At 41.5% G+C, this 20,927-nt stretch carries 20 protein-coding genes and 1 other annotated feature (1 of these 21 running past the window's edge); of the genes, 15 read left to right on the forward strand and 5 right to left on the reverse strand.

The annotated features are described in order from the left end of the window. Positions 1-109, forward strand: a binding site (T-box leader); it begins 104 nt to the left of the window's first position. 88 nt (positions 110-197) lie between these two features. The 7 genes from FFM66_RS09710 to FFM66_RS09735 all read left to right on the forward strand — a co-directional run bounded on the left by FFM66_RS09710 (position 198) and on the right by FFM66_RS09735 (position 6,854). Next, positions 198-2,843, forward strand: coding sequence for a valine--tRNA ligase (locus FFM66_RS09710; protein WP_137605781.1), 2,646 nt, complete (start codon positions 198-200; stop codon positions 2,841-2,843). 105 nt (positions 2,844-2,948) lie between these two features. Then, positions 2,949-3,530, forward strand: coding sequence for a DUF1700 domain-containing protein (locus FFM66_RS09715; protein ID WP_137605782.1), 582 nt, complete (start codon positions 2,949-2,951; stop codon positions 3,528-3,530). Beyond that, the gene (locus FFM66_RS11385) at positions 3,520-3,669 is read left to right on the forward strand and encodes a hypothetical protein (RefSeq protein WP_156171213.1); all 150 of its coding nucleotides are present in this window, start codon (positions 3,520-3,522) and stop codon (positions 3,667-3,669) included. Before FFM66_RS09715 ends, FFM66_RS11385 begins: the two co-directional genes overlap by 11 nt. Positions 3,670-3,778: 109 nt before the next feature. Then, on the forward strand, positions 3,779-5,098 hold the full coding sequence (locus tag FFM66_RS09720; RefSeq protein WP_137605783.1) for a bifunctional folylpolyglutamate synthase/dihydrofolate synthase: 1,320 nt from the start codon (positions 3,779-3,781) through the stop codon (positions 5,096-5,098). After that, a complete protein-coding gene (locus FFM66_RS09725) occupies positions 5,091-5,762 on the forward strand; it encodes an HAD family hydrolase (protein ID WP_048604684.1) in 672 nt (223 codons plus the stop codon). The genes FFM66_RS09720 and FFM66_RS09725 overlap by 8 nt, the downstream gene beginning before the upstream one ends. 61 nt (positions 5,763-5,823) lie before the next feature. After that, on the forward strand, positions 5,824-6,510 hold the full coding sequence (gene radC, locus FFM66_RS09730; protein ID WP_048604685.1) for a RadC family protein: 687 nt from the start codon (positions 5,824-5,826) through the stop codon (positions 6,508-6,510). 143 nt (positions 6,511-6,653) lie between these two features. Further along, positions 6,654-6,854: a cold-shock protein gene (locus FFM66_RS09735; protein ID WP_137605784.1), complete on the forward strand. Its 201-nt coding sequence runs from the start codon at positions 6,654-6,656 to the stop codon at positions 6,852-6,854. 61 nt (positions 6,855-6,915) lie between these two features. On the opposite strand, the gene FFM66_RS09740 is transcribed toward FFM66_RS09735, so the two are convergent. The 4 genes from FFM66_RS09740 to FFM66_RS09755 all read right to left on the reverse strand — a co-directional run bounded on the left by FFM66_RS09740 (position 6,916) and on the right by FFM66_RS09755 (position 9,722). Further along, complete coding sequence (locus tag FFM66_RS09740; protein WP_137605785.1) at positions 6,916-7,374, reverse strand: TetR/AcrR family transcriptional regulator; 459 nt, start codon at positions 7,372-7,374, stop codon at positions 6,916-6,918. A 163-nt stretch (positions 7,375-7,537) separates the two neighbouring features. Further along, positions 7,538-7,762: a hypothetical protein gene (locus FFM66_RS09745; protein WP_137605786.1), complete on the reverse strand. Its 225-nt coding sequence runs from the start codon at positions 7,760-7,762 to the stop codon at positions 7,538-7,540. A gap of 66 nt (positions 7,763-7,828) precedes the next feature. Then, the gene (gene rnjA / locus FFM66_RS09750) at positions 7,829-9,508 is read right to left on the reverse strand and encodes a ribonuclease J1 (protein ID WP_048604689.1); all 1,680 of its coding nucleotides are present in this window, start codon (positions 9,506-9,508) and stop codon (positions 7,829-7,831) included. Position 9,509: 1 nt separating this feature from the next. Then, positions 9,510-9,722: a DNA-directed RNA polymerase subunit epsilon gene (locus tag FFM66_RS09755; protein ID WP_048604690.1), complete on the reverse strand. Its 213-nt coding sequence runs from the start codon at positions 9,720-9,722 to the stop codon at positions 9,510-9,512. A gap of 355 nt (positions 9,723-10,077) precedes the next feature. On the opposite strand from FFM66_RS09755, the gene FFM66_RS09760 reads away from it, so the two are divergent. From FFM66_RS09760 to FFM66_RS09770, 3 genes are all read left to right on the forward strand, one after another. Then, positions 10,078-11,811: an ABC transporter ATP-binding protein gene (locus tag FFM66_RS09760; RefSeq protein ID WP_048604691.1), complete on the forward strand. Its 1,734-nt coding sequence runs from the start codon at positions 10,078-10,080 to the stop codon at positions 11,809-11,811. Further along, entirely contained in the window at positions 11,808-13,574 is a 1,767-nt protein-coding gene (locus FFM66_RS09765) for an ABC transporter ATP-binding protein (RefSeq protein WP_137605787.1), read from the forward strand. Before FFM66_RS09760 ends, FFM66_RS09765 begins: the two co-directional genes overlap by 4 nt. A 167-nt stretch (positions 13,575-13,741) precedes the next feature. Next, complete coding sequence (locus FFM66_RS09770) at positions 13,742-14,692, forward strand: NADP-dependent oxidoreductase (protein WP_137605788.1); 951 nt, start codon at positions 13,742-13,744, stop codon at positions 14,690-14,692. Positions 14,693-14,806: 114 nt separating this feature from the next. Here FFM66_RS09770 and clpP read toward each other — a convergent pair whose 3' ends face one another. Then, a complete protein-coding gene (gene clpP, locus FFM66_RS09775; protein WP_048604694.1) occupies positions 14,807-15,400 on the reverse strand; it encodes an ATP-dependent Clp endopeptidase proteolytic subunit ClpP in 594 nt (197 codons plus the stop codon). A 648-nt stretch (positions 15,401-16,048) separates the two neighbouring features. Between clpP and FFM66_RS09780 the strand changes: the two genes are divergently transcribed. The 5 genes from FFM66_RS09780 to FFM66_RS09800 all read left to right on the forward strand — a co-directional run bounded on the left by FFM66_RS09780 (position 16,049) and on the right by FFM66_RS09800 (position 20,849). After that, positions 16,049-16,558, forward strand: coding sequence for a hypothetical protein (locus tag FFM66_RS09780; protein WP_171000831.1), 510 nt, complete (start codon positions 16,049-16,051; stop codon positions 16,556-16,558). A gap of 146 nt (positions 16,559-16,704) precedes the next feature. Beyond that, complete coding sequence (locus tag FFM66_RS09785; RefSeq protein ID WP_137605789.1) at positions 16,705-17,451, forward strand: glycerophosphodiester phosphodiesterase; 747 nt, start codon at positions 16,705-16,707, stop codon at positions 17,449-17,451. Next, the gene (gene miaA, locus FFM66_RS09790; protein WP_137605790.1) at positions 17,448-18,365 is read left to right on the forward strand and encodes a tRNA (adenosine(37)-N6)-dimethylallyltransferase MiaA; all 918 of its coding nucleotides are present in this window, start codon (positions 17,448-17,450) and stop codon (positions 18,363-18,365) included. The genes FFM66_RS09785 and miaA overlap by 4 nt, the downstream gene beginning before the upstream one ends. Further along, on the forward strand, positions 18,362-19,606 hold the full coding sequence (gene hflX / locus FFM66_RS09795; RefSeq protein WP_137605791.1) for a GTPase HflX: 1,245 nt from the start codon (positions 18,362-18,364) through the stop codon (positions 19,604-19,606). Before miaA ends, hflX begins: the two co-directional genes overlap by 4 nt. Continuing rightward, on the forward strand, positions 19,590-20,849 hold the full coding sequence (locus FFM66_RS09800) for a methionine gamma-lyase family protein (protein ID WP_137605792.1): 1,260 nt from the start codon (positions 19,590-19,592) through the stop codon (positions 20,847-20,849). The genes hflX and FFM66_RS09800 overlap by 17 nt, the downstream gene beginning before the upstream one ends. The last annotated feature ends 78 nt before the right edge of the window (positions 20,850-20,927 follow it).

Genomic DNA, 20,927 nt, shown 5'->3' on the forward strand with positions numbered 1-20,927 from the left:
TTGATCTGAAGGCAGTAGGATCAAACGAGTGGTGATCGTTAACACACCAGATAAGAGGCAGCAAAATTTGCTGCAATTTAGGTGGTACCGCGTAATTTACGTCCTAAGATGCGAAAGCATTTTAGGACTTTTTTATTTTTTTTTAGCGGCTTGCCGCAAGGATATTTTTTTACAATGAGAACACAGGAGGAATTGAGATGACAGAAAAAAATTTATCGACCAAGTACAATCCTCAAGAGGTAGAAACTGGTCGTTATCAACAATGGCTGGACCAAGATTTGTTTAAACCAAGTGGCGACAAAAAAGCAAAACCTTATTCAATCGTGATCCCCCCACCAAATGTTACCGGGAAATTGCATTTAGGACACGCATGGGATACGACGTTACAAGATATGCTGATCCGTCAAAAACGGATGCAAGGCTTTGACACCTTATGGTTACCGGGAATGGACCATGCGGGAATCGCCACACAAGCAAAAGTAGAAGAAAAATTACGGGAACAAGGCATCTCCCGTTACGATCTTGGTCGGGAAAAATTTGTTGACCAAGTGTGGGAATGGAAAGAGGAATACGCAGGACATATTCGGGAACAATGGGCAAAGATGGGACTTTCCCTGGATTATAGCCGAGAACGTTTCACTTTGGATGATGGATTGTCCGAAGCAGTTCGCAAAGTGTTTGTAACCCTTTTTGAAAAAGGGCTGATCTATCGTGGGGAATATATTATCAATTGGGATCCGCAAGCACGGACGGCCCTTTCTGATATTGAGGTTATCCATAAAGATATTGAGGGTGCCTTTTACCATATGACCTACCCCTTGTCAGACGGCAGTGGCGAAGTTGAAATTGCGACGACACGTCCAGAAACGATGTTGGGAGATACGGCAGTGGCGGTTCACCCTGATGATGTCCGGTACCAAGAGCTGATTGGAAAAACAGTCATTTTGCCATTGGTAGACAAAGAAATTCCAATCATTGCGGATGCATATGTAGATATGGATTTTGGTACAGGTGTTGTAAAAATCACGCCTGCTCATGATCCGAATGACTTTGAGGTCGGTAATCGCCATGATTTGCCACGGGTCAATGTAATGGAAGAAGACGGCAAGATGAACGAACTAGCTGGTAAGTATGCCGGTATGGATCGCTTCGCCGCTCGTAAAGCTATCGTTGCTGACTTGAAGGAACTGGGACGATTAGTCAAAATTGAAACCATGATCCACAGCGTTGGTCACTCAGAACGGACCGGGGTAGTCGTTGAACCAAGACTTTCTACCCAATGGTTTGTTAAGATGGCTCCTTTGGCAGAACAAGCGATGGCAAATCAAGAAACGGATAACGCAGTAGAATTCTTTCCACCACGGTTTAACCAAACCTTTTTGCGGTGGATGGAAAATGTCCACGATTGGGTTATTTCTCGTCAATTATGGTGGGGACATCAAATCCCTGCTTGGTATCATAAAGAAACCGGCGAAATGTACGTTGGTATGGAAGCTCCTGCGGACAAAGAAAATTGGGTGCAAGACCCTGATGTGTTGGATACATGGTTCAGCTCTGCTTTGTGGCCTTTCTCAACGATGGGCTGGCCGGATACGACTAGCGAAGACTATCAACGCTACTTCCCAACCAGCACATTAGTGACAGGCTACGATATTATTTTCTTCTGGGTTAGCCGAATGATGTTCCAAAGTTTGGAATTTACCGGGGAACGTCCTTTCCAAAATGTTTTGATTCACGGCTTGATTCGGGATGAACAAGGTCGGAAGATGAGTAAATCCTTAGGTAATGGGATTGATCCGATGGAAGTCATCGAAAAATATGGTGCTGATGCGTTGCGCTGGTTCTTGTCAAATGGTTCTGCACCGGGACAAGACGTACGCTTTAGTTATGAAAAAATGGACGCCGCTTGGAACTTTATCAATAAAATCTGGAATGCTTCTCGTTTTGTTTTGATGAATGTGGAAGATATGACCTATGACGAAATTGATTTATCTGGTGAAAAAACCGTGGCCGATCGCTGGATTTTGACTCGTTTGAATGAAACCGTAGAAAAAGTCACTGAATTGTTTGACCGTTTTGAATTTGGTGAAGCGGGTCGTCAATTGTACAACTTCATCTGGGATGATTTTTGTGACTGGTACATTGAAATGAGTAAAGAAATATTGTATGGAGAAGAGGATGCAGCAAAACAAACCAATAAAAGCATCTTGGTTTACACGCTAGATCAAATTTTACGTCTGCTTCATCCGATTATGCCTTTTGTGACGGAAGAAATCTGGAGCAAACTGCCTCATCAAGGAACCTCATTGGTGGTTGCGGAATATCCAGTGGTTCATGCAGAATTTACTGATGAAAAAGCGGCAAAAGGGATGGAAGTATTGAAGGAATTGATTCGTTCGGTCCGCAATATCCGTTCAGAAGTCAATACACCATTATCAAAACCGATCACTCTGCTAATCCATACGACAGATAAAGAAATTGATCAATTCTTGGTTGAAAATAAAAACTATATCGAACGTTTCTGCAATCCAGAAGAGTTGGTAATTTCAGAAAAGGTGGAAGCGCCAGAATTAGCAATGTCTGCTGTTTTGACCGGCGCAAAAATTTATTTGCCGTTAGCCGGATTAATCAACATCGAAGAAGAAATTACTCGGCTAGAAAAAGAATTGGATAAGTGGAACAAAGAAGTTAAACGAGTACAAGGAAAATTAGCAAATGAACGCTTTGTTGCTAGTGCACCGGCAGAGGTTGTCGATCAGGAACGTGAAAAAGAAAAAGATTACCTTGAAAAACAACAAGCAGTTCAAGAACGAATCCAACAATTACGAACAATTGAAGGCTAGTTTACTAGGAGTGAGACGAGGGTCTCGCTCCTTTTTTTCAGCCTTTGGTCGGATGTGTCTGCGCTCTTTTTCTCGTATAGTGGAGAAGTAAAGGAGGATTCAGGGATGGACAAGAAATTATTTTTAGCGGAGTTGTTGCGATTATTGCCGGACGATGTTGACTCGCAGGAAAAAGCAATTATTTTAAATCGGTATGAGGAAATCATCGAAGGACTGGTTGCAAAAGGCTACAGTGAGTATGAAGCAGTTTTGATGCTGGAGGATCCGGAAGAAATTTTGCGACAGTCCGGGTTTAAAAACAGTCGTCCAAAACGAAAAATGAATTGGTTGACAGGAACGCTGTTAGTTTTAGGCTTTCCACTTTGGGGAAGTCTGCTTTTAGCAGTCTTGAGTTTAGTCTTTACCGGCTACATTTTGTTGTGGCTGCCGGTGATGATCTCCGGTTCATTTTTCATAGCGGGGATTTTAGGAGGCGGTTTTTCCGTTTTAATGAGTTTCTTTGCGTTACAAGATGGCTTGTTTCTCTTTTTAACACAATTTGGAATCGGTGTGGCATTTATAGGTGTCGGCCTGCTTTCTTTTCTCTTCACCTATCAAGTAGGAGTCGGTATTCTTAAACTCACACGAAAATCTTTTCAATTTTTATTAAGACGTGGGAAAGACGAGGTGCCAAGTTATGAATTTTAAGCGGTTATGGAAAATCGGGTTTGCATTGGTAGCCATTGGTGGAGTGATCGCAGTCAGCGGCTTTGCTCTGACAGGTGGCAATCCTCAAGCCTACCAACACCATCAGGAAGCATGGTATCGTACGATTCATTTTGATTAATCAGGAAACCAAGAGACGAGTGCTCTTGGTTTTTTTTGAGTCTGGTTTTTACTGCTTTTAATCGGAAGTTTGTTATAATAAAATTACAAAAAGAAAATGGGGTGAGTAAATGGTCAAAACTGGAGAGGAAGCGGTGACCTGGATTCACAATCGGCTAATGAATGGTCCCCGTCCGGGTTTGGAGCGGGTTAATGCGTTATTGGATCGAGTAGGACATCCAGAAAAAAAATTAACGGTGATTCATATTGCTGGAACGAACGGCAAAGGATCAACGGTTAGCTATTTGCGCAGTATGTTAGAAGAAACCGGGCTGACCGTGGGAACCTTTACATCGCCTTTTATTATTCGCTTTAATGATCGGATTGAACTTAATAGCTCAGATATTTCAAATGAAGATTTGGTCCGTTATGTCAATAAATATCAACCTTTTGTGGAAGATATCAATCAAAATGCCGGATTGGGTGATATTACAGAATTTGAATTGATTACAGCAATGGCCTTCGATTATTTTCTGGAGAAAAAAGTAGATGTAGCAGTCGTCGAAGTGGGCATCGGCGGTTTGTTGGATTCTACCAATGTTGTGGCCCCTTTTTTAACCGGGATTACAACAATCGGAATGGATCATATGGACATGCTGGGAGATACGATTGAAGAAATTGCTGCACAAAAGGCAGGAATCATCAAAAAGAATGTCCCCGTAGTCACTGGGAATATTCCGGAAGCGGCTCTTGAAGTCATCACTCAAAAAGCACAGCGAGAAAATGCACCAATTTATTCGTTAGGTGAAGCCTATCACGTTAACTACTTACATCCGGATGAAGAATGGGGAGAAGTGTTCACGTATTCAAGCAAGCTGGGAAAACGGACCAATTTAAGTATTCCTCTTGTTGGTTCTCATCAGCCGGAAAATGCGGCATTGGCGATTCAGTTGTTTGAACTTTTTTGTGAAATGAAACAATTGCCGCTGAAAAACAAAGACATTGTGAATGGACTGAAACGCGCAAAATGGCCGGCGCGAATGGAGCGTTTGAGTCAAGAACCGCTGATTATGATTGACGGTGCCCATAATGTTCACGCAGTCAAGAGACTCGTCGAGACCATGAAAAAAGAGTTTAAAGACTATCAAATCAGTATTCTGTTTTCTGCCATTACGACAAAAAATGTACAGGAGATGCTAGATCTCCTTTTGGAAATTCCAAAGGCGAAGATTTATCTGACAACCTTTGACCATCCCAAAGCAATCTCCCTCAATGATAATTTTGTTGTGCCAAATAATGAGCGGGTATCAATCGTTTCTTTGTGGCAATTTGGTTTAGCAGAAATATTAGAAAAAATGACCAGTGAAGATTTATTGTTGATTACTGGATCATTGTATTTTGTTTCAGATGTGCGAAAATTATTACTGGAAATGGGAGAGATCAATGAATAGATTAGCAGGTGTCATTTTTGACATGGACGGATTGATTTTTGACACGGAAATGATTTATTACGAAGCAACACAAATCGTTGCAGATGAGTTGAAGATTCCTTACGACAAAGCATTGTATCTAAGATTTCTTGGGGTGTCAGACGAGGAGGTATGGGAAGGGTATCATCGGTTGTTTGATGAAACCTTTGGTACGGAATATGTCCAACAATTTATTGAACAATCGTACCGTAAAACGCTTGAAATGTTTGAGGCGGGACAAGCCAGTTTAAAACCGGGGGTACGGGAATTGCTGCGTGCATTGGATGATGCCGGTCTTCCCCGTGTGGTTGCCTCTAGCAATCAACGGGAAGTAATCGATCGATTATTGGCAGTTTCAAATCTAAGTCATGAATTTACGGAAATCATATCCTTTGAAGATGTTGTACGAGCAAAACCTGATCCGGAAATTTTTGAAGTCGCGCAACAGCGTCTACAACTGCCGAAAGAACGCTTGGTTATTTTGGAGGATTCTCAAAATGGTATTTTAGCCGCCCATGCTGCGGGAATTCCGGTGATTATGGTACCGGATCTGCTATTGCCGGATGAAGAATTAAAACAAAAGACTGTAGCAGTTTTAGATTCATTAGTAGAAGTGCCGTCATTTTTGCAACGCTTCTATAATTAATTTCATCAATTTTTGACCTCCTTTGCGTATTTATTATCAGAAAGCGTAAAGGAGTTTTTTTATGGAAGCAAAACGGATGATTCCGCAAAGTTCACTGCCCCGAGAACGGTTATTGGATTATGGTCCGGAGGCTCTTTCCAATCAAGAGTTGTTGGCAATTTTACTGCGTACCGGCAGTAAATCCGATAATGTAATGGAGGTAGCGGGAAATATTTTGGGAGAATTTCCAAGTCTTTATGATTTAAAGGCAGCCAGCTTGGAGGAATTGATGGCGATTCGCGGCATTGGTCAGATTAAGGCCATTGAATTGCAGGCAACAATGGAACTGGGGCAGCGGATTCAGCGTTCACTGCAACCAAAATTAGGCAAAGTTCGCTCAAGTTTTGATTTGGCTTTTCGTCTAATCGAGGAATTAAAAGATTATCAGCAGGAACATTTTATCTGTTTATATTTGAATACTAAAAATGAAATCATTCAAAAGCAAACGCTGTTCAAGGGATCGCTGAATCAAAGCATTGCCCACCCGAGAGAGATTTTTCGAGTGGCAGTGCGTTTTAGTGCCGCCCGTTTGATTGTTGTCCACAATCATCCCAGCGGAAATCCCAAACCTTCTGAAAATGATTTGGCTTTTACTCGTCGGTTGAAGGAATGCGGAGATATGATGGGGATTGATTTATTGGATCATATTATCACCGGACATGATAAATACATTAGTTTACGGGAAGAAGGTTTTTTTGATAAAATGTAACAGCTTGCAAAAATCCCCATAAGAGTGTAAACTATTTATGTAATTTTGTTTGGGAATAGAAGTTGAAACAGCAGTTACACCTCTATCGTACGCGAGCAATGTTACAATCAATCAAGTGCTTTTGCACGAGGAGGTTTTTTATCATGGAAAATGGAACAGTAAAATGGTTTAACGCAGAAAAAGGTTTTGGCTTTATTTCTCGTGAAGACGGCAGCGATGTATTCGTACATTTCTCTGCAATCCAAGGAGATGGCTTCAAAACGTTAGAAGAAGGTCAAGCAGTGACTTTCGACGTGGAAGAATCTGACCGCGGACCACAAGCAACAAACGTTGTTAAAGCGTAGTTGACTGTATATAAAAAGCATGACATCAGCAATTTGCTGAATTGTCATGCTTTTTTTTTAATTATTTAGCGAGCACTTTAGGGATTTTTTCAAAGCTTTTGACCGCAGCTTTGCCTAGGGTATAATACCAGAAAGTTTCAAAGTCTTCTGCCGGGGCAAGCTGTTGAAAGTGTTGGCGTAGAACCTGTTTGATTTCGTTGCGGCAGCAATCATCCATCAGGAAAAAACGCTGAAATTCTTTTGGGGCCTGCTGTGCGTAACTGCAGATATTTTCTGTTAGTTCCGAAAGCGTCGTGGTTTCAGAAAGCTGAATCGCTTGTTCTACTTTTTCAAGGATATAGGTACCTGCCGCTTGCTTGTATTCCTGCAGCGTCTGGAATTCACGATAGATCGGTTGCGTGGAACAGGCCATTTTTTTGGCGATGTTACGGGCGTGAAATTGTTCAAAACCTTGCTCTACAATCAGCTGAAAGGCACCCTGTAATAAATGCTGGCGGTAGATTTTCTTCGTGCGTACCATGACAATATCCTCCTGAAAAAATAAGATTATGTTATCATAATACCACAAAAAACACGAAGATAATTTTTAAAAACCATTATTTGCATCAAAAATATTCAAATAAATTAAGGATTATGATTGAAAACGTTCATTTTTGGATAATTAACGATTTAAAGAAACAGCGTTATTTAAAAGGTGAGGGATAACTTTTTAATAAACGATCCAGTTCATCGTTTAGGGCTGTTTCGTACCGGAGACGCCACTTTTTTTCGTAAGCGACGGCAGCTTGGCGAGTAGCAAATTTTCGCTTTTCTTTTAAGTGACTGGTTTTGCGTTTTACTTTTTTGCCTTTACGTTTAATCAGTTCATCTACCAGTTCATTGATAAATTCTTCTCGGGTTTGCGTCATGGAAACCGTCCTTTCTAATAAAAAAAGCGAGGCCTCCGTCAAAAATCATCCGGGGACCTCAGCTGTTTATTGTTCATCCGGAGACATGATCATGGATAGGATCATTGGATGACGTTCCGTTTTTTCAAATAAGAAGGGTTGCAACGCCGAAGACATTGCTTCTCTAAGTTTGTGTTCATTGCAGTTTGGTTGGTTCAAAGCTTCTCGCAATGCTTTAAACAAAATTGTTTGGCCTTCGTTAATCATATCACCGGATTCACGCATGTAAACAAACCCGCGAGATAAAATATCCGGACCAGCCAAGACTTCTTTTTTCGCCATGTCGATGGTTGCCACAGCAAGGACCAAACCTTCTTCAGAAAGTATCCGACGATCCCGCAAAACAACATTCCCGATATCACCGATTCCGCTGCCGTCGATGTAGACATCATTGGCATTGAAATGACCGGCTAAGCGAGCACTGTCAGCAGTCAGCGCAAGAATATCGCCATTGTCCATCAAGAAACAATTTTCTTTCGGTACACCGGTGTCTTGGGCAAGCTGGGTATGAATCTTCAACATCCGAAATTCTCCATGGACCGGCATAAAGAATTTGGGTTTCATGAGCCGAAGCATCAATTTTTGTTCTTCTTGTCCACCATGACCAGAAGTATGGACGTTGTTTAATTTTCCATGAATCACATCCGCACCGGCTTCTAACAGCAAGTTAATCAAATGATTGACACTGGTAGTATTGCCGGGAATTGGAGAGCTGGAAAAAATGACGGTATCATCAGGTTGAATCTGGATTTGGCGATGGGTTCCGTTGGCAATTCGACTCAAAGCAGCCATTGGTTCCCCTTGAGAACCGGTACATAAAATCATTGTTTCATTTGCTGGTAAGCGATTGATTTCATGGGCATCAATGAACGTCCCATCTGGAACTTTGATATAGCCTAATTTTTGTCCGTTTACAATGGCATTTTCCATGCTTCGACCAAAAACAGCAATTTTTCGACCGGTTGCCACTGCGGCATCCGCTGCTTGTTGCAATCGGAAAATATTCGAAGCAAAACTGGCAAAAATGATCCGACCTTCTATTTTTTCAAAAATCTTTAAAATAGAAGCACCAATCGTTTTTTCAGATTTGGTAAACGTTGGAATTTCGGCATTAGTACTGTCAGAAAGCAGACAAAGCACACCTTCTTCACCGATTCGTGCCATTTTATGCAGATTGGCTGGTTCTCCCACTGGAGTGAAATCATATTTGAAATCTCCGGTCGCAACGATGTTGCCAGAAGGTGTTTTTACGACCACTCCTAAGGCATCCGGGATACTGTGGGTGGTACGGAAAAAGCTGACGGATGTTTTACGGAAACGGATCACTGTGTCTTCGTGGATCTCATGCAAGGTTGCGTCTCGTAACAAGCCGTGTTCTTCTAATTTATTTGTAATCAATGCCAGCGCTAAAGGACCGGCATAAATCGGAATGTTGGCTTGACGTAAAAGATAAGGAATACCACCGATATGGTCTTCATGACCATGGGTGATGACCAAAGCTTTTACTTTTGCCAAATTTTGTACGATATAGCTGTAATCAGGAATGACATAGTCAATCCCAAGCAGTTCATCTTCCGGAAATTTGATTCCGGCATCAATGATGATAATTTCGTCTTGGAATTGAACCCCATAACAGTTTTTCCCAATCTCACCTAAACCGCCGACGCCAAAAACGCCGGTTTCATTGTTTTTAAGAGAAACTTTCATCTTAAAACTCCGTTAATTTGAAATCAGTGTTTTCTTTTTCGTACTCTAGATGACTTCCTTCTAAAGCTTGAATGTACTCGATGTTATATGGGGTATTTTCTTCCACTTGTTGACGAGCAGCAACTTCATCGACTGCATCGATATAAAGGGATTGTGTTTGTTCCCGTTTTGGGTTACGGGTTTTTGTTTCTTGGTAAAATACTTTATAGATCATAAAAAATTCTCCTTCTTCTGCTTTTTGCAGAACTGTTTTTAGTTAAACGGCGGCACAACAAAATGCAAGGGGGACCCCTCGTTTTTCTTTCAATACTTTTTACAGACTAGGTCGTGAGTAAAAAGAGAAAGCCTCGTCATTGCTTTCCGAATGTTTTTACAAAAATTCAACCGTTCGTTTGGTATACAAAGATACCGAATTATCATTATTTTAGCATAAAAGAAGTAAGAAGTATAGAAAGTGGATCAATTGAAAAGGAAAATCTACCGGAATTTGGTTTTTATCGCGGGATGTGGTTCTCTTGCGAAAACTCCTGTGCTATATTAAAAGTAATGCGAAAAAAGGAGGGCTTTGCTTGAAATTAATGTGGCATTACACAATGCGCTATAAAAAGCTGTTATTTTTTGATTTTATTTGTGTGTTTGGCTTTATTTTGATCGAATTGGGATTACCCACGATTTTAGCGCGCATGATCGATGTTGGGATCCGCAACAACGACATGGAGTATATTAAAAAAATGGGTCTGTTGATGATTGGTATCACAATCGTCGGCATTATTATGAATATTTTATTGGGGTATTTTACCTCTCGAATCACTACCAATATCGTTGCGGATATTCGGGATGATTTGTTTGAACGAATCCAAAATTATTCACACCATGAATATGAAGCAATCGGTGTATCCTCATTGATTACCCGGGTGACCAATGATGCCTATCAAATCATGCTTTTTATGCAAAATATTTTGCGAACGGGATTTATGACACCAATGATGTTTGTGGTCAGCCTGTACATGGTGATGCGTACCAGTACCAGATTGGGAATGTATGTCTTGCTGGCTTTGCCTTTGCTGTTGATTGCAGTCGTTGCGATTGCTCGAATTTCCGAACCGCTTTCCACTAAGCAACAGAAAAATTTGGATAAGATCAACGGTATTTTACGAGAAAATCTTTCCGGCTTGCGGGTCATTCGTGCGTTTGTCAACGAACGCTTTGAAGAAAAACGTTTTGGTAAAGTGAATGATGCCTATACCTCCAGTTCGAAAAGTTTGTTTAAACTAATGGCAGTAGCACAGCCCGGGTTTTTCTTTTTGTTCAATTTAGTCATGGTTCTGATTATTTGGCAAGGAAGTATCCAAATCAATAATGGCGAGCTATTTGTCGGTGATTTAATTGCGTTTATCGAGTATATTTTTCATGCACTCTTTTCCTTTATGCTGTTTGCTTCTGTCTTTATGATGTACCCTAGAGCGGCGGTATCGGCGGGACGGATTCAAGAAGCATTGGATGCAATACCAGATATCGTAGAAAAAGAAGACGCAGTGACAGAAACAAAAGAAAAAGGCTACCTTGAATTTAAAAACGTGACTTTTGCTTATCCGGGACATGCAGAAAGTCCTGTGATTCGAAATGTCAGTTTTACTGCAAAACCGGGAGAAACAGTGGCCTTTATTGGTAGTACCGGTAGTGGAAAATCGACCTTAATCCAATTGATTCCCCGCTTTTATGATGTGAGCGAGGGGGAAGTGCTGGTCGACGGTGTGGACGTTCGTCAGTTTCGATTGTCGGCATTACGGCAAAAAATCGGCTATATTCCACAAAAAGCACTGCTCTTTACCGGAACGATTGCTGAAAATATGCGTTACGGAAAAGAAGATGCTACTCAAGCAGAAATGGAACGTGCGGCAGAAATCGCTCAAGCCGCAGAGTTTATTGCCCAAACACCTGATGGTTTCGATGCACACCTTTCAGAAGGAGGCACCAATTTTTCTGGTGGACAAAAACAACGATTGGCGATTGCTCGGGCAATTATCCGGCAGCCGGAGATTTATATATTTGATGACAGTTTTTCGGCATTGGATTATCAAACTGATGCCAAATTACGGGCACGATTGAAACAGGAAACAACAGAATCGACTGTTTTAATCGTTGCTCAACGGGTGGGGACAATCATGCACGCAGATAAGATCATTGTCTTAAATGAAGGGGATGTTGTCGGTATGGGCACCCATCAAGAATTATTGGCGACTTGTCCGGTGTATTACGATATTGCCGCATCACAATTGTCAGAGGAGGAGTTGGCACGATGAAATCATTTTCTTCTTTGAAACGACTGGCCCACTATATTAAGCCCTATCGAACAACCTTTATTTTAGTAATGATTTTTACGGTTTTGACTGTAGTTTTCAATACAGCACTCCCTTACGTTACCGGTTTGCCGACAACAGAGATTACAAAAAATGTTGCGGCGGGGGAAGAATTGAATTTTCCTTATATTATCCGCTGTTTGATTTGGATTGCTGCAGTCGGTATCGGTTACTGTGTGACCCAATTGTTGGCGGGGGTCTTAATCTCCAATGTCGTTCAACAAGCGATGCGGGATTTGCGACGGGATATTGATGAAAAAATCAATCGTTTGCCGGTATCTTATTTTGACCGCAACCAACAAGGAAATATTCTTTCACGGGTAACCAATGACGTGGATGCTGTCAGCGGTGCGATGCAACAAGCACTGATTGGGATCGTCAATGCCTTTTTGGCAATCATCATGTCGATTGGTATGATGTTTTATATCAATTCCATTATGGCGTTGATCGCAATCATTATGATTCCAGCTTCCTTGTTGATTTCTCGAGGAATCGTGAAAATTTCTCAAAAATATTTCCAAGGAATGCAAAATTCATTAGGCGATTTGAACGGTTACGTTCAAGAAAACATGACTGGGTTCAGTGTGCTGAAGGTTTATGGTCGTGAGGAACAGACGCTGACGGGCTTTAAAAAAGTGAACCATACCTTGAAACATTACGGCTTTCGGGCGGCGTTTATTTCGGGATTGATGATGCCTTTAGTACAATTAACTGCTTATGCAACCTATATCGCTATGGCGATTTTAGGAAGCTATTATGTGATCGGCGGCGTGATCGTTGTTGGACAACTGCAAGCTTTTATCCAATACATTTGGCAAGTGAGTCAGCCAATGGGTAATATCACTCAATTGTCTTCGATTCTACAAAGTGCTTCTGCTTCTGCAAAACGAGTGTTTGAGATTCTTGATGAACCGGAAGAACCGATGAACGAAGTCGATCAAATACTGCCGGCAGAAATTCAGGGAGAAGTTGTTTTTGATCATGTTGGTTTTAGTTACGATCCACGGAAACCATTGATTAAGGATTTGAATTTTACTGTTAAAGCGGGGCAAACAGTGGCAATTGTGGGACCAACCGGTGCTGGGAAAACCACATTGATCAATTTATTGATGCGTTTTTATGATGTAAATGAGGGAGCCATTAAAATCGATGGTGTCGATACGAAAAAAATGAGCCGTAGTGCTGTTCGCTCAATTTTTGGGATGGTTCTACAAGACGCATGGCTTTATGAGGGAACGATTGGGGACAATATTCGTTTTGGAAAACTAGATGCGACGGATTATGAAGTCGTTGATGCGGCAAAAACCGCCAATGTCGATCATTTTATTCGAACAATGCCTGATGGATATGAAATGGCCATCAACTCAGAAGGGGATAATGTTTCCTTGGGGCAAAAACAACTACTGACGATTGCTCGAGCAGTGATCTCTGATCCGAAAATCTTGATTTTGGATGAGGCAACAAGCTCCGTGGACACACGTTTGGAAGCTTTGATTCAAAAAGCGATGGATCGAGTGATGAAAGGGCGTACCAGCTTTGTGATTGCCCATCGTTTGTCAACGATTCGTGACGCCGATCTGATTTTGGTAATGAATCAAGGAGCGATTTTAGAACAAGGGACCCATGAAAGCTTGCTGGCACAGGGCGGATTTTATAGTCGCTTGTACCAAAGCCAGTTTGCCGAAGAAGCATCTTTGGAAGAATAAAAATAAGTACATGTTAGAAAACGGTTCTTAGGAGCCGTTTTCTTTTTTTGAAACAATAAAATAGGCGATTGCTCGTGGTTTGATTATACTATAGAAGAGAAACTGTAACCGTTTTTAGCAAAACGGGACTTTTTACAAGAAGTGATACAAGAATAGGAGTGATTCAATTGAAACGATTTGCAATCAAGGATTACGGACCAGCTAGGGAGGTATTTGAAGAAATTGAGGCAACCCCTAAAGAATTGACTGGCAACCATATTCGCGTAGCTATCAAAGCATTTGCCATTAATCCTTACGATGTCTCTCTTCGTCAAGGGAAAATGCAAGACTTTCGATCATTGAAATTTCCTTACGTGTTGGGAAACGATGGCGGGGGAATCGTGACCGAGGTAGCCGAAGATGTAACTAATTTGCGGGTTGGTGATCGCGTCGTTCTTCATCCAATCGGTGGTGCTTACGGGGAAGAAATCAGTTTACCCGCTCATAAGGCTGCCAAACTGCCGGACAAAATGTCTTGGCAGGAAGCTGCCGGCATGGTGACAACTGGAATCACCGCTTACAACATCTTATTTCATTTGCTGTCTCTGCATTCGGAGGATGTCGTTATGGTAGAAGGGGCATCTGGTGGTGTCGGATCGCTGTTGGTCCAATTATTAAAACAAAAAGGGCATCGGGTGTTGACTAGTGCATCAAAACATAATGAGGGACACGTGCGTCAGTGGCAGGTTGATGGCTTTGCTGCCTACGATCAAGAAGATCCAGGGAAAATTTTTGAAAACCAAGCAGATGTCGTTATTGATGCGACAAAAGGCAGTCGTGGCATCGAGGCAGGAGTAAGAATCATGAAGGAAAACGGCACATATGTCGCACTGAACACGTTGCCTACTGAGGAACAGCGGGTAAAAAAAGGCAAATATCTTCATTTTGGTCCGTCAAAAGAGTATTCGGATCAAGAAGCCTTCACCGCTTTGCTAGCTGCCTATGAAAAAGGACAGTTAGAAATCGAAATCGCAGAAGTGCTGCCTTTTGAATTAGCGAGTGTGATTCTTGCCCATGAAAAAATGGAAGGTCATCCGCCCGCTGGCAAAATTATTCTCGCCAAAGAAAGTTTCAAGTAGTTTTCCAAACAAAAAAAGATGGTCTCTTTCAAAGGAAACCGTCTTTTTTATTTGGAAGGATTTTTTTTGCGAGAAATAGAAAAAAACGACCACAAATGGGTCGTCTTCTGAGATTTAAGCTAAGTTATTGCTTGATTCCATAATTTCGTCGATCAAACCATACTCTTTTGCTTGTTCCGCTGTCATGAAGTTGTCGCGATCGGTATCTCGTTCGATAACGTCCAAGGGTTGACCGGTACGTTCAGCCAAGATACGGTTTAAGCGGTCACGGGTTTGTAAAATATGACGAGCAGCAATTTCAATTTCAGTTGCTTGTCCTTGCGCACCGCCAAGAGGTTGGTGGATCATGATTTCAGCATTTGGCAAGGCAAAACGTTTGCCTTTAGCGCCAGCCGTCAACAAGAATGAACCCATGGAAGCTGCCATTCCTAAAACGATGGTTTGAACATCGGCTTTGATAAAATTCATGGTATCAAAAATCGCCAAACCAGCAGTCACGCTACCGCCGGGAGAGTTGATATACAAATAGATATCTTTTTCAGAATCCTGCGCATCCAAGAATAAAAGTTGCGCAATGATTGAATTTGCTAAATCGTCTGTAACTTGTCCGCTCAACATAATGATGCGGTCTTTCAATAGGCGGGAGTAAATATCGTAGGCTCTTTCGCCGCGAGATGATTGTTCGATAACTGTAGGAATTAAGTTCATAATTCAGGTTCCTCCTTTAAAATACATGGTAAAATTGTAATTAGTTAGTGGGTGTATAAGATGTTTTGCGAATTAAGTGTACCACAAAATATTTCCAACATCTAAAAGAAAGTATACACGTAAGGTCAATAAAGGTCAAATAGAAAACTTTGCCTTTTAGGTATCAAATGGAAAGCATCTTATGCTAAAATAAATAGCGTACATCTCCTCTCAAAAGAAGATATCAGTTCCACTTTTATTAAGAGTTCAAGTGGTATGAAAATAGCGGGAGAGAATAAAACAAAATTTTCTACCAAGAAAAGTTAATACATTAAAACAAACGAGGATGCCAGTCTCACTATCTCCAAGAAAACTAGTAGGATAGTATACGTAGAGAAAATAAAACAAAATTTCCTACCAAGAAAAGTTAATACATTAAAACAAACGAGGATGCCAGTCTCACTATCTCCAAGAAAACTAGTGGGATGGTATACGTAGAGAGAATAAAACTAAATTTTCTGTCAAGAAAAGTTAATACATTAAAACAAACGAGGATGCCAGTCCCACTATCTCCAAGAAAACTAGTGGGATGGTATACGTAGAGAGAATAAAACTAAATTTTCTAAAAGAAAATTTATTACATTAAAAAGAACAAGGAGTGACTTCATGATCGCAGTTGCAGTTTCTGGTTTTATCGGTGTGTTGACGGGGGCGTTAGTCGTCGCCATTGCCTTTAATTTGCGCATTCGCTATGATGAGCGTAAAGAGCAACGCCGCCGCCAGTTGGAACACAAAGTAAAAGAAATCGAGACCCTAATCCAATTAAATAAAAAAATCAACGAGATTCTTCAAAAAAGAGCTGTTTTAATGGATGAATACGTCAGTTTTGACGGCTTTGATGATTGCTATATCACGATTGATGACTTTGCCTATTTGCAATCATTTGCTGCACAAAACAATTTTTATTTGCCAAATTATATTTTAGAAGAATTCTTCAAAAAAATCGCCCAACGTAAGGTGATTTTATCACCGGATGAGACCATGAAAATCGGTGGGTACGCCTATAAAGGTGGACGGGTCATTTTGGAGCATTTTACGGACGATTTGACTGAACTGATTAATGAACGGAAAAATCAATTAAAGACGATTTCTGGCGAAACATTGACCTATTTTTCGTAAACCAATTGTACAACGATGATCTGAATCCTATTGAGGTGACAGAAGACGTTGTACTTTTTTTGTCGAATAATGAAGACAAAGAGGAGCTTTTTTCTCTTTCTTCCTTTTCGTTCCATGATACAATAAGAAGGATTGGAGTGAGGACCATGGCACAAATCGTTGCCCACCGCGGTAGTAGCGGAAATCGACCTGAAAACACATTGCCGGCATTTGCTGAGGCGGTCCGTGTAGGCGCCGATGTGATTGAATTGGACGTTCATTTATCAAAAGACGGTCAGTTAATCGTCATGCATGATGAAGAAGTCGACCGCACCACAAACGGCAAAGGATTCATTCGTGAAAAAACATTGGAAGAAATCAAACGATTGAATGCAGGAAGTTGGTTCAATGCGAAATACCAAGCAACGAAGGTCCCTACATTAAGAGAAGTATTGGATCTTTTATTGATGCGCAATTATCGTGGCGTTTTAACGATTGAATTAAAAACAGATAATTACCATTATCCAGATATTGAAGAAAAAACCTCTCAATTGATTCAAAGCCAAGAGTGGCCCTTTGAGCATTGGTATTGCAGTTTCAATGTCAACTCCTTGGATATTATTCATCGTTTGGAGCCGGAGACACAGCTTGATTTGATTATGGGAGAATCTGAAAAGAAACCAGAATTGGCTGTGCGTCGGGAATACATTGAAGGAATTCATCCCAAATATGACTGGCTTTTAACCCATCAAAACGAAATTGCAGACTATCCGTTGGCGATTCGCCCGTGGACATTGGACAAAGAAGAGGCGATTTTAAATTGCTTGAAATTAGGAGTAAGAGGAATCATTACCAATTTCCCTGAAAAAGCACAAGCAATTCAGCAGGCCTATCGACGAGGAAAGACCAAATGAAAAAAGTGTTAGTAATTGTAGGACCAACGGCTGTCGGCAAGACTGCTTTAAGTATTGAATTGGCAAAAAAATTCGATGGAGAAATCATCAGCGGGGATTCGATGCAGATTTATCGGGGATTAGATATCGGTACCGCCAAAGTTAGTCAGGAAGAAATGGCAGGAGTACCACATCATTTGATTGATATTCGGCAAATACAGGAGACTTATTCTGTCGCTGAATTTCAACAAGAAGGTCGAAAAAAAATCGAGGAAATCACTGCACGAGGACATTTGCCAATCGTCGTTGGCGGAACCGGACTGTACATTCAAGCATTGTTGCATGATTATCAACTTGGAACTGAAAAAGAAGCCGATACTGCTGTACGGGAAAAATATATCCGTTATGCCGAAAAAAACGGCAATCAGCAATTATGGACGCTTTTACAGGAAAAAGATCCAGTTGCTGCAGAAAAAATTCACGCCAACAATCAGCGGAAAGTAATCCGAGCACTTGAGGTATTGGAACTGACTGGGAAAAGTATCACGCAGGAAACACCCCCTCCTAAACTTTATGATTATTTTTTGATTGGACTGACCACTGCACGGGAACGGTTGTATCAACGAATCAATCAGCGGGTAGACCTGATGATGACGACCGGGTTGATTCAAGAAGCGGAAAGATTACGAGATTTTCCCGAGGTTCAAGCAGCAAAAGGCATTGGCTATCAGGAATTCTTTCCATATTTTTCTGGTAGGGGAACATTGGAGGAAGTTGCTGAGGAAATTAAACTGCATTCCCGCCGCTATGCCAAGCGCCAATTGACCTGGTTTCGTAATCGAATGACGCCGGTTTGGGTGGATTTAATCGAAGAACCTGCATTAAAAAGTTCCTTAGAAAAAGAAGTCGCAGAATGGCTGGAGGAAAAGAAATGACAGAAGAACGTGTAATCTTAGTCGGTGTTGAAACAGAAGAAACCTGGAAAAATTTCGATGAATCAATGACTGAGCTGAAAAGCTTGACCAAGACGGCTCATGGGGAAGTGGTTTTCTCTCTGATTCAAAAACGCCCTCAAGTCGATCGACAAACAGTAATCGGCAAAGGCAAATTACAGGAATTAAAAAATTTGGCAGATGCTCATGAAGCAGATTTGATTATTTTTAATCACGAATTGACACCCCGACAAAGCCAGCTGATCGGTGAAGAAATCGGGTTGCCAGTCATTGATCGGGTGCAGTTGATATTGGATATTTTTGCAATGCGGGCGCGATCCAAAGAAGGCAAGCTGCAAGTGGAACTGGCACAGTTGGATTACTTATTGCCTCGGTTAGTTGGACAAGGAAAAAGTTTGTCTCGATTAGGTGGCGGTATCGGAACTCGTGGTCCTGGTGAAACGAAGTTGGAGACGGATCGTCGGCACATCAGAAACAAAATCACTGTCATCAAACGTGAATTGAAACAGGTAGAAGCCCACCGTGAACGAACGCGGCAAAAACGTAAAGCGGGACAAACGATTCAAATTGGTTTATTAGGGTACACGAATGCCGGAAAATCAACAATTTTAAATGTTTTGACTCAAGCAGAAACCTACGAGCAGGACCAGCTCTTTGCCACCCTTGATCCATTGACCAAAAAATGGCGACTACCAGAAGGATTAGAGGTTACCCTGACGGATACAGTTGGCTTTATTCAAGATCTGCCTACTCAGCTGATTGATGCCTTTCATTCTACATTGGAGGAAAGTCAATCCATGGATCTGTTGCTGCATGTGGTAGATGCCAGCGCAGAAGATCGCCTTCAACAGGAACAGACCGTTATAAAATTATTGAAAGAATTAAACTTAGAACAATTGCCTTTGTTGACAGTTTACAACAAGGCCGATCAGCTTTCGGAAGATTTTGTTCCTACACTTTTTCCGAATGTACTGATTTCAGCAAAAAGCAGTCGAGGCAAAACCGATTTGACGGATGCGGTAAAACTTCAGTTAATGGAAATTTTAACCCCCTACACCGTTGCTTTAGGACAAGAGGAAGGGAATCTTTTGAGTCGCACCAAACGAGAAACCTTAGTTTTGAAAGAAGATTTTGACGAAAAAATGCAAAAATATGTAGTAAAAGGATTTGCTTTACCAGATTCTTTTATTATAAGGAGAATGACGAATGAGCTGGACAGATGAGTTGGATGCAGAATTGGTGAGAAAAATAGCGGCAGTCGATCAAAAGATTGACGATCGTTTAAAAGAAATTCGCGGTGTTGCTTTAGAAAATCAAGGGAAAGTACTGGCGGCGTTTCAAAACCACCACGTGTCTGAAACACACTTTTTGCCTTCCACGGGCTATGGAAATGATGATCTCGGACGGGATGCGTTAGAAGCGGTCTACGCAGAAACTTTTGGTGGAGAAGCTGCCCTGGTTCGTCCTCAAATCGTTTCTGGAACCCACGCCATTGCGACAGCTTTGTTTGGCATCTTGCGTCCGGGAGATGAGCTACTCTATATCACCGGTACACCCTATGACACACTGCTAGAAGTAATTGGTCTGACTGGAAACGGAATCGGATCAATGAAAGAATATCAAATCGGCTACGAGCAAGTAGATTTGCTGGAAAACGGGGCAGTGGATTTTGATTGTATCGAAAAGAAAATTACCCAAAAAACCAAAGTCGTGGCTATCCAACGGTCTCGAGGCTATGCCGCGCGTCCTTCTTTTACAATTGAAAAAATTAAAGAAATGTGTGACTTCGTTCATCAAATTGCACCAGAAGTCGTTATTTTTGTCGATAATTGTTATGGAGAGTTTGCAGAGTTGCAGGAACCTACGCAGGTGGGGGCGGATATTATGGCAGGCTCTTTAATCAAAAATCCCGGCGGAGGCATCGCAAAAACCGGCGGCTATTTGGTTGGACGAAAAGAATTGATTGAACGATGTGCGTATCGCATGACCACACCTGGAGTCGGGGCAGAAGGTGGAGCGATGTTAGGAAATGTCCATGAAATGCTGCAGGGTTTCTTTTTAGCCCCTCATGTCGTCAGCCAAGCCATCCAAGGCGCTGTTTTTACTGCCGCTCTCTTAGCAGAATATGGGGTTGAATCCTCTCCGAAATGGGATGAAGCTCGCACGGATTTGATTCAATTGGTGGAATTAGAGAAAAAAGAGACGATGGTCACTTTTGCTCAGGCGATTCAAAAGTTTTCACCAATTGATGCCTTCGTTGCCCCAATTCCTTCCTATATGCCCGGCTATGAAGATGATATTATCATGGCTGCCGGAACCTTTGTTCAAGGAGCCAGCATTGAATTGAGTGCCGATGGACCTTTACGGGAACCTTATTCTCTGTACGTTCAGGGAGGTTTGACCTATGAACATGTCAAAATTGCTGTGGCGAATGCAGTGAATGCTGTGTATCATCAAACGAAATAGCGGCTCTTTGTCAAATAGTGTTGTTTTGAATTAAATCTGGAAAAGAGAGCATTCCGGTGTTCTCTTTTTTTGTTATTT

Origin of the sequence: Enterococcus songbeiensis (assembly GCF_005405265.1) — a bacterium.
GTDB classification, from domain to species: Bacteria; Bacillota; Bacilli; order Lactobacillales; family Enterococcaceae; genus Enterococcus_C; species Enterococcus_C songbeiensis.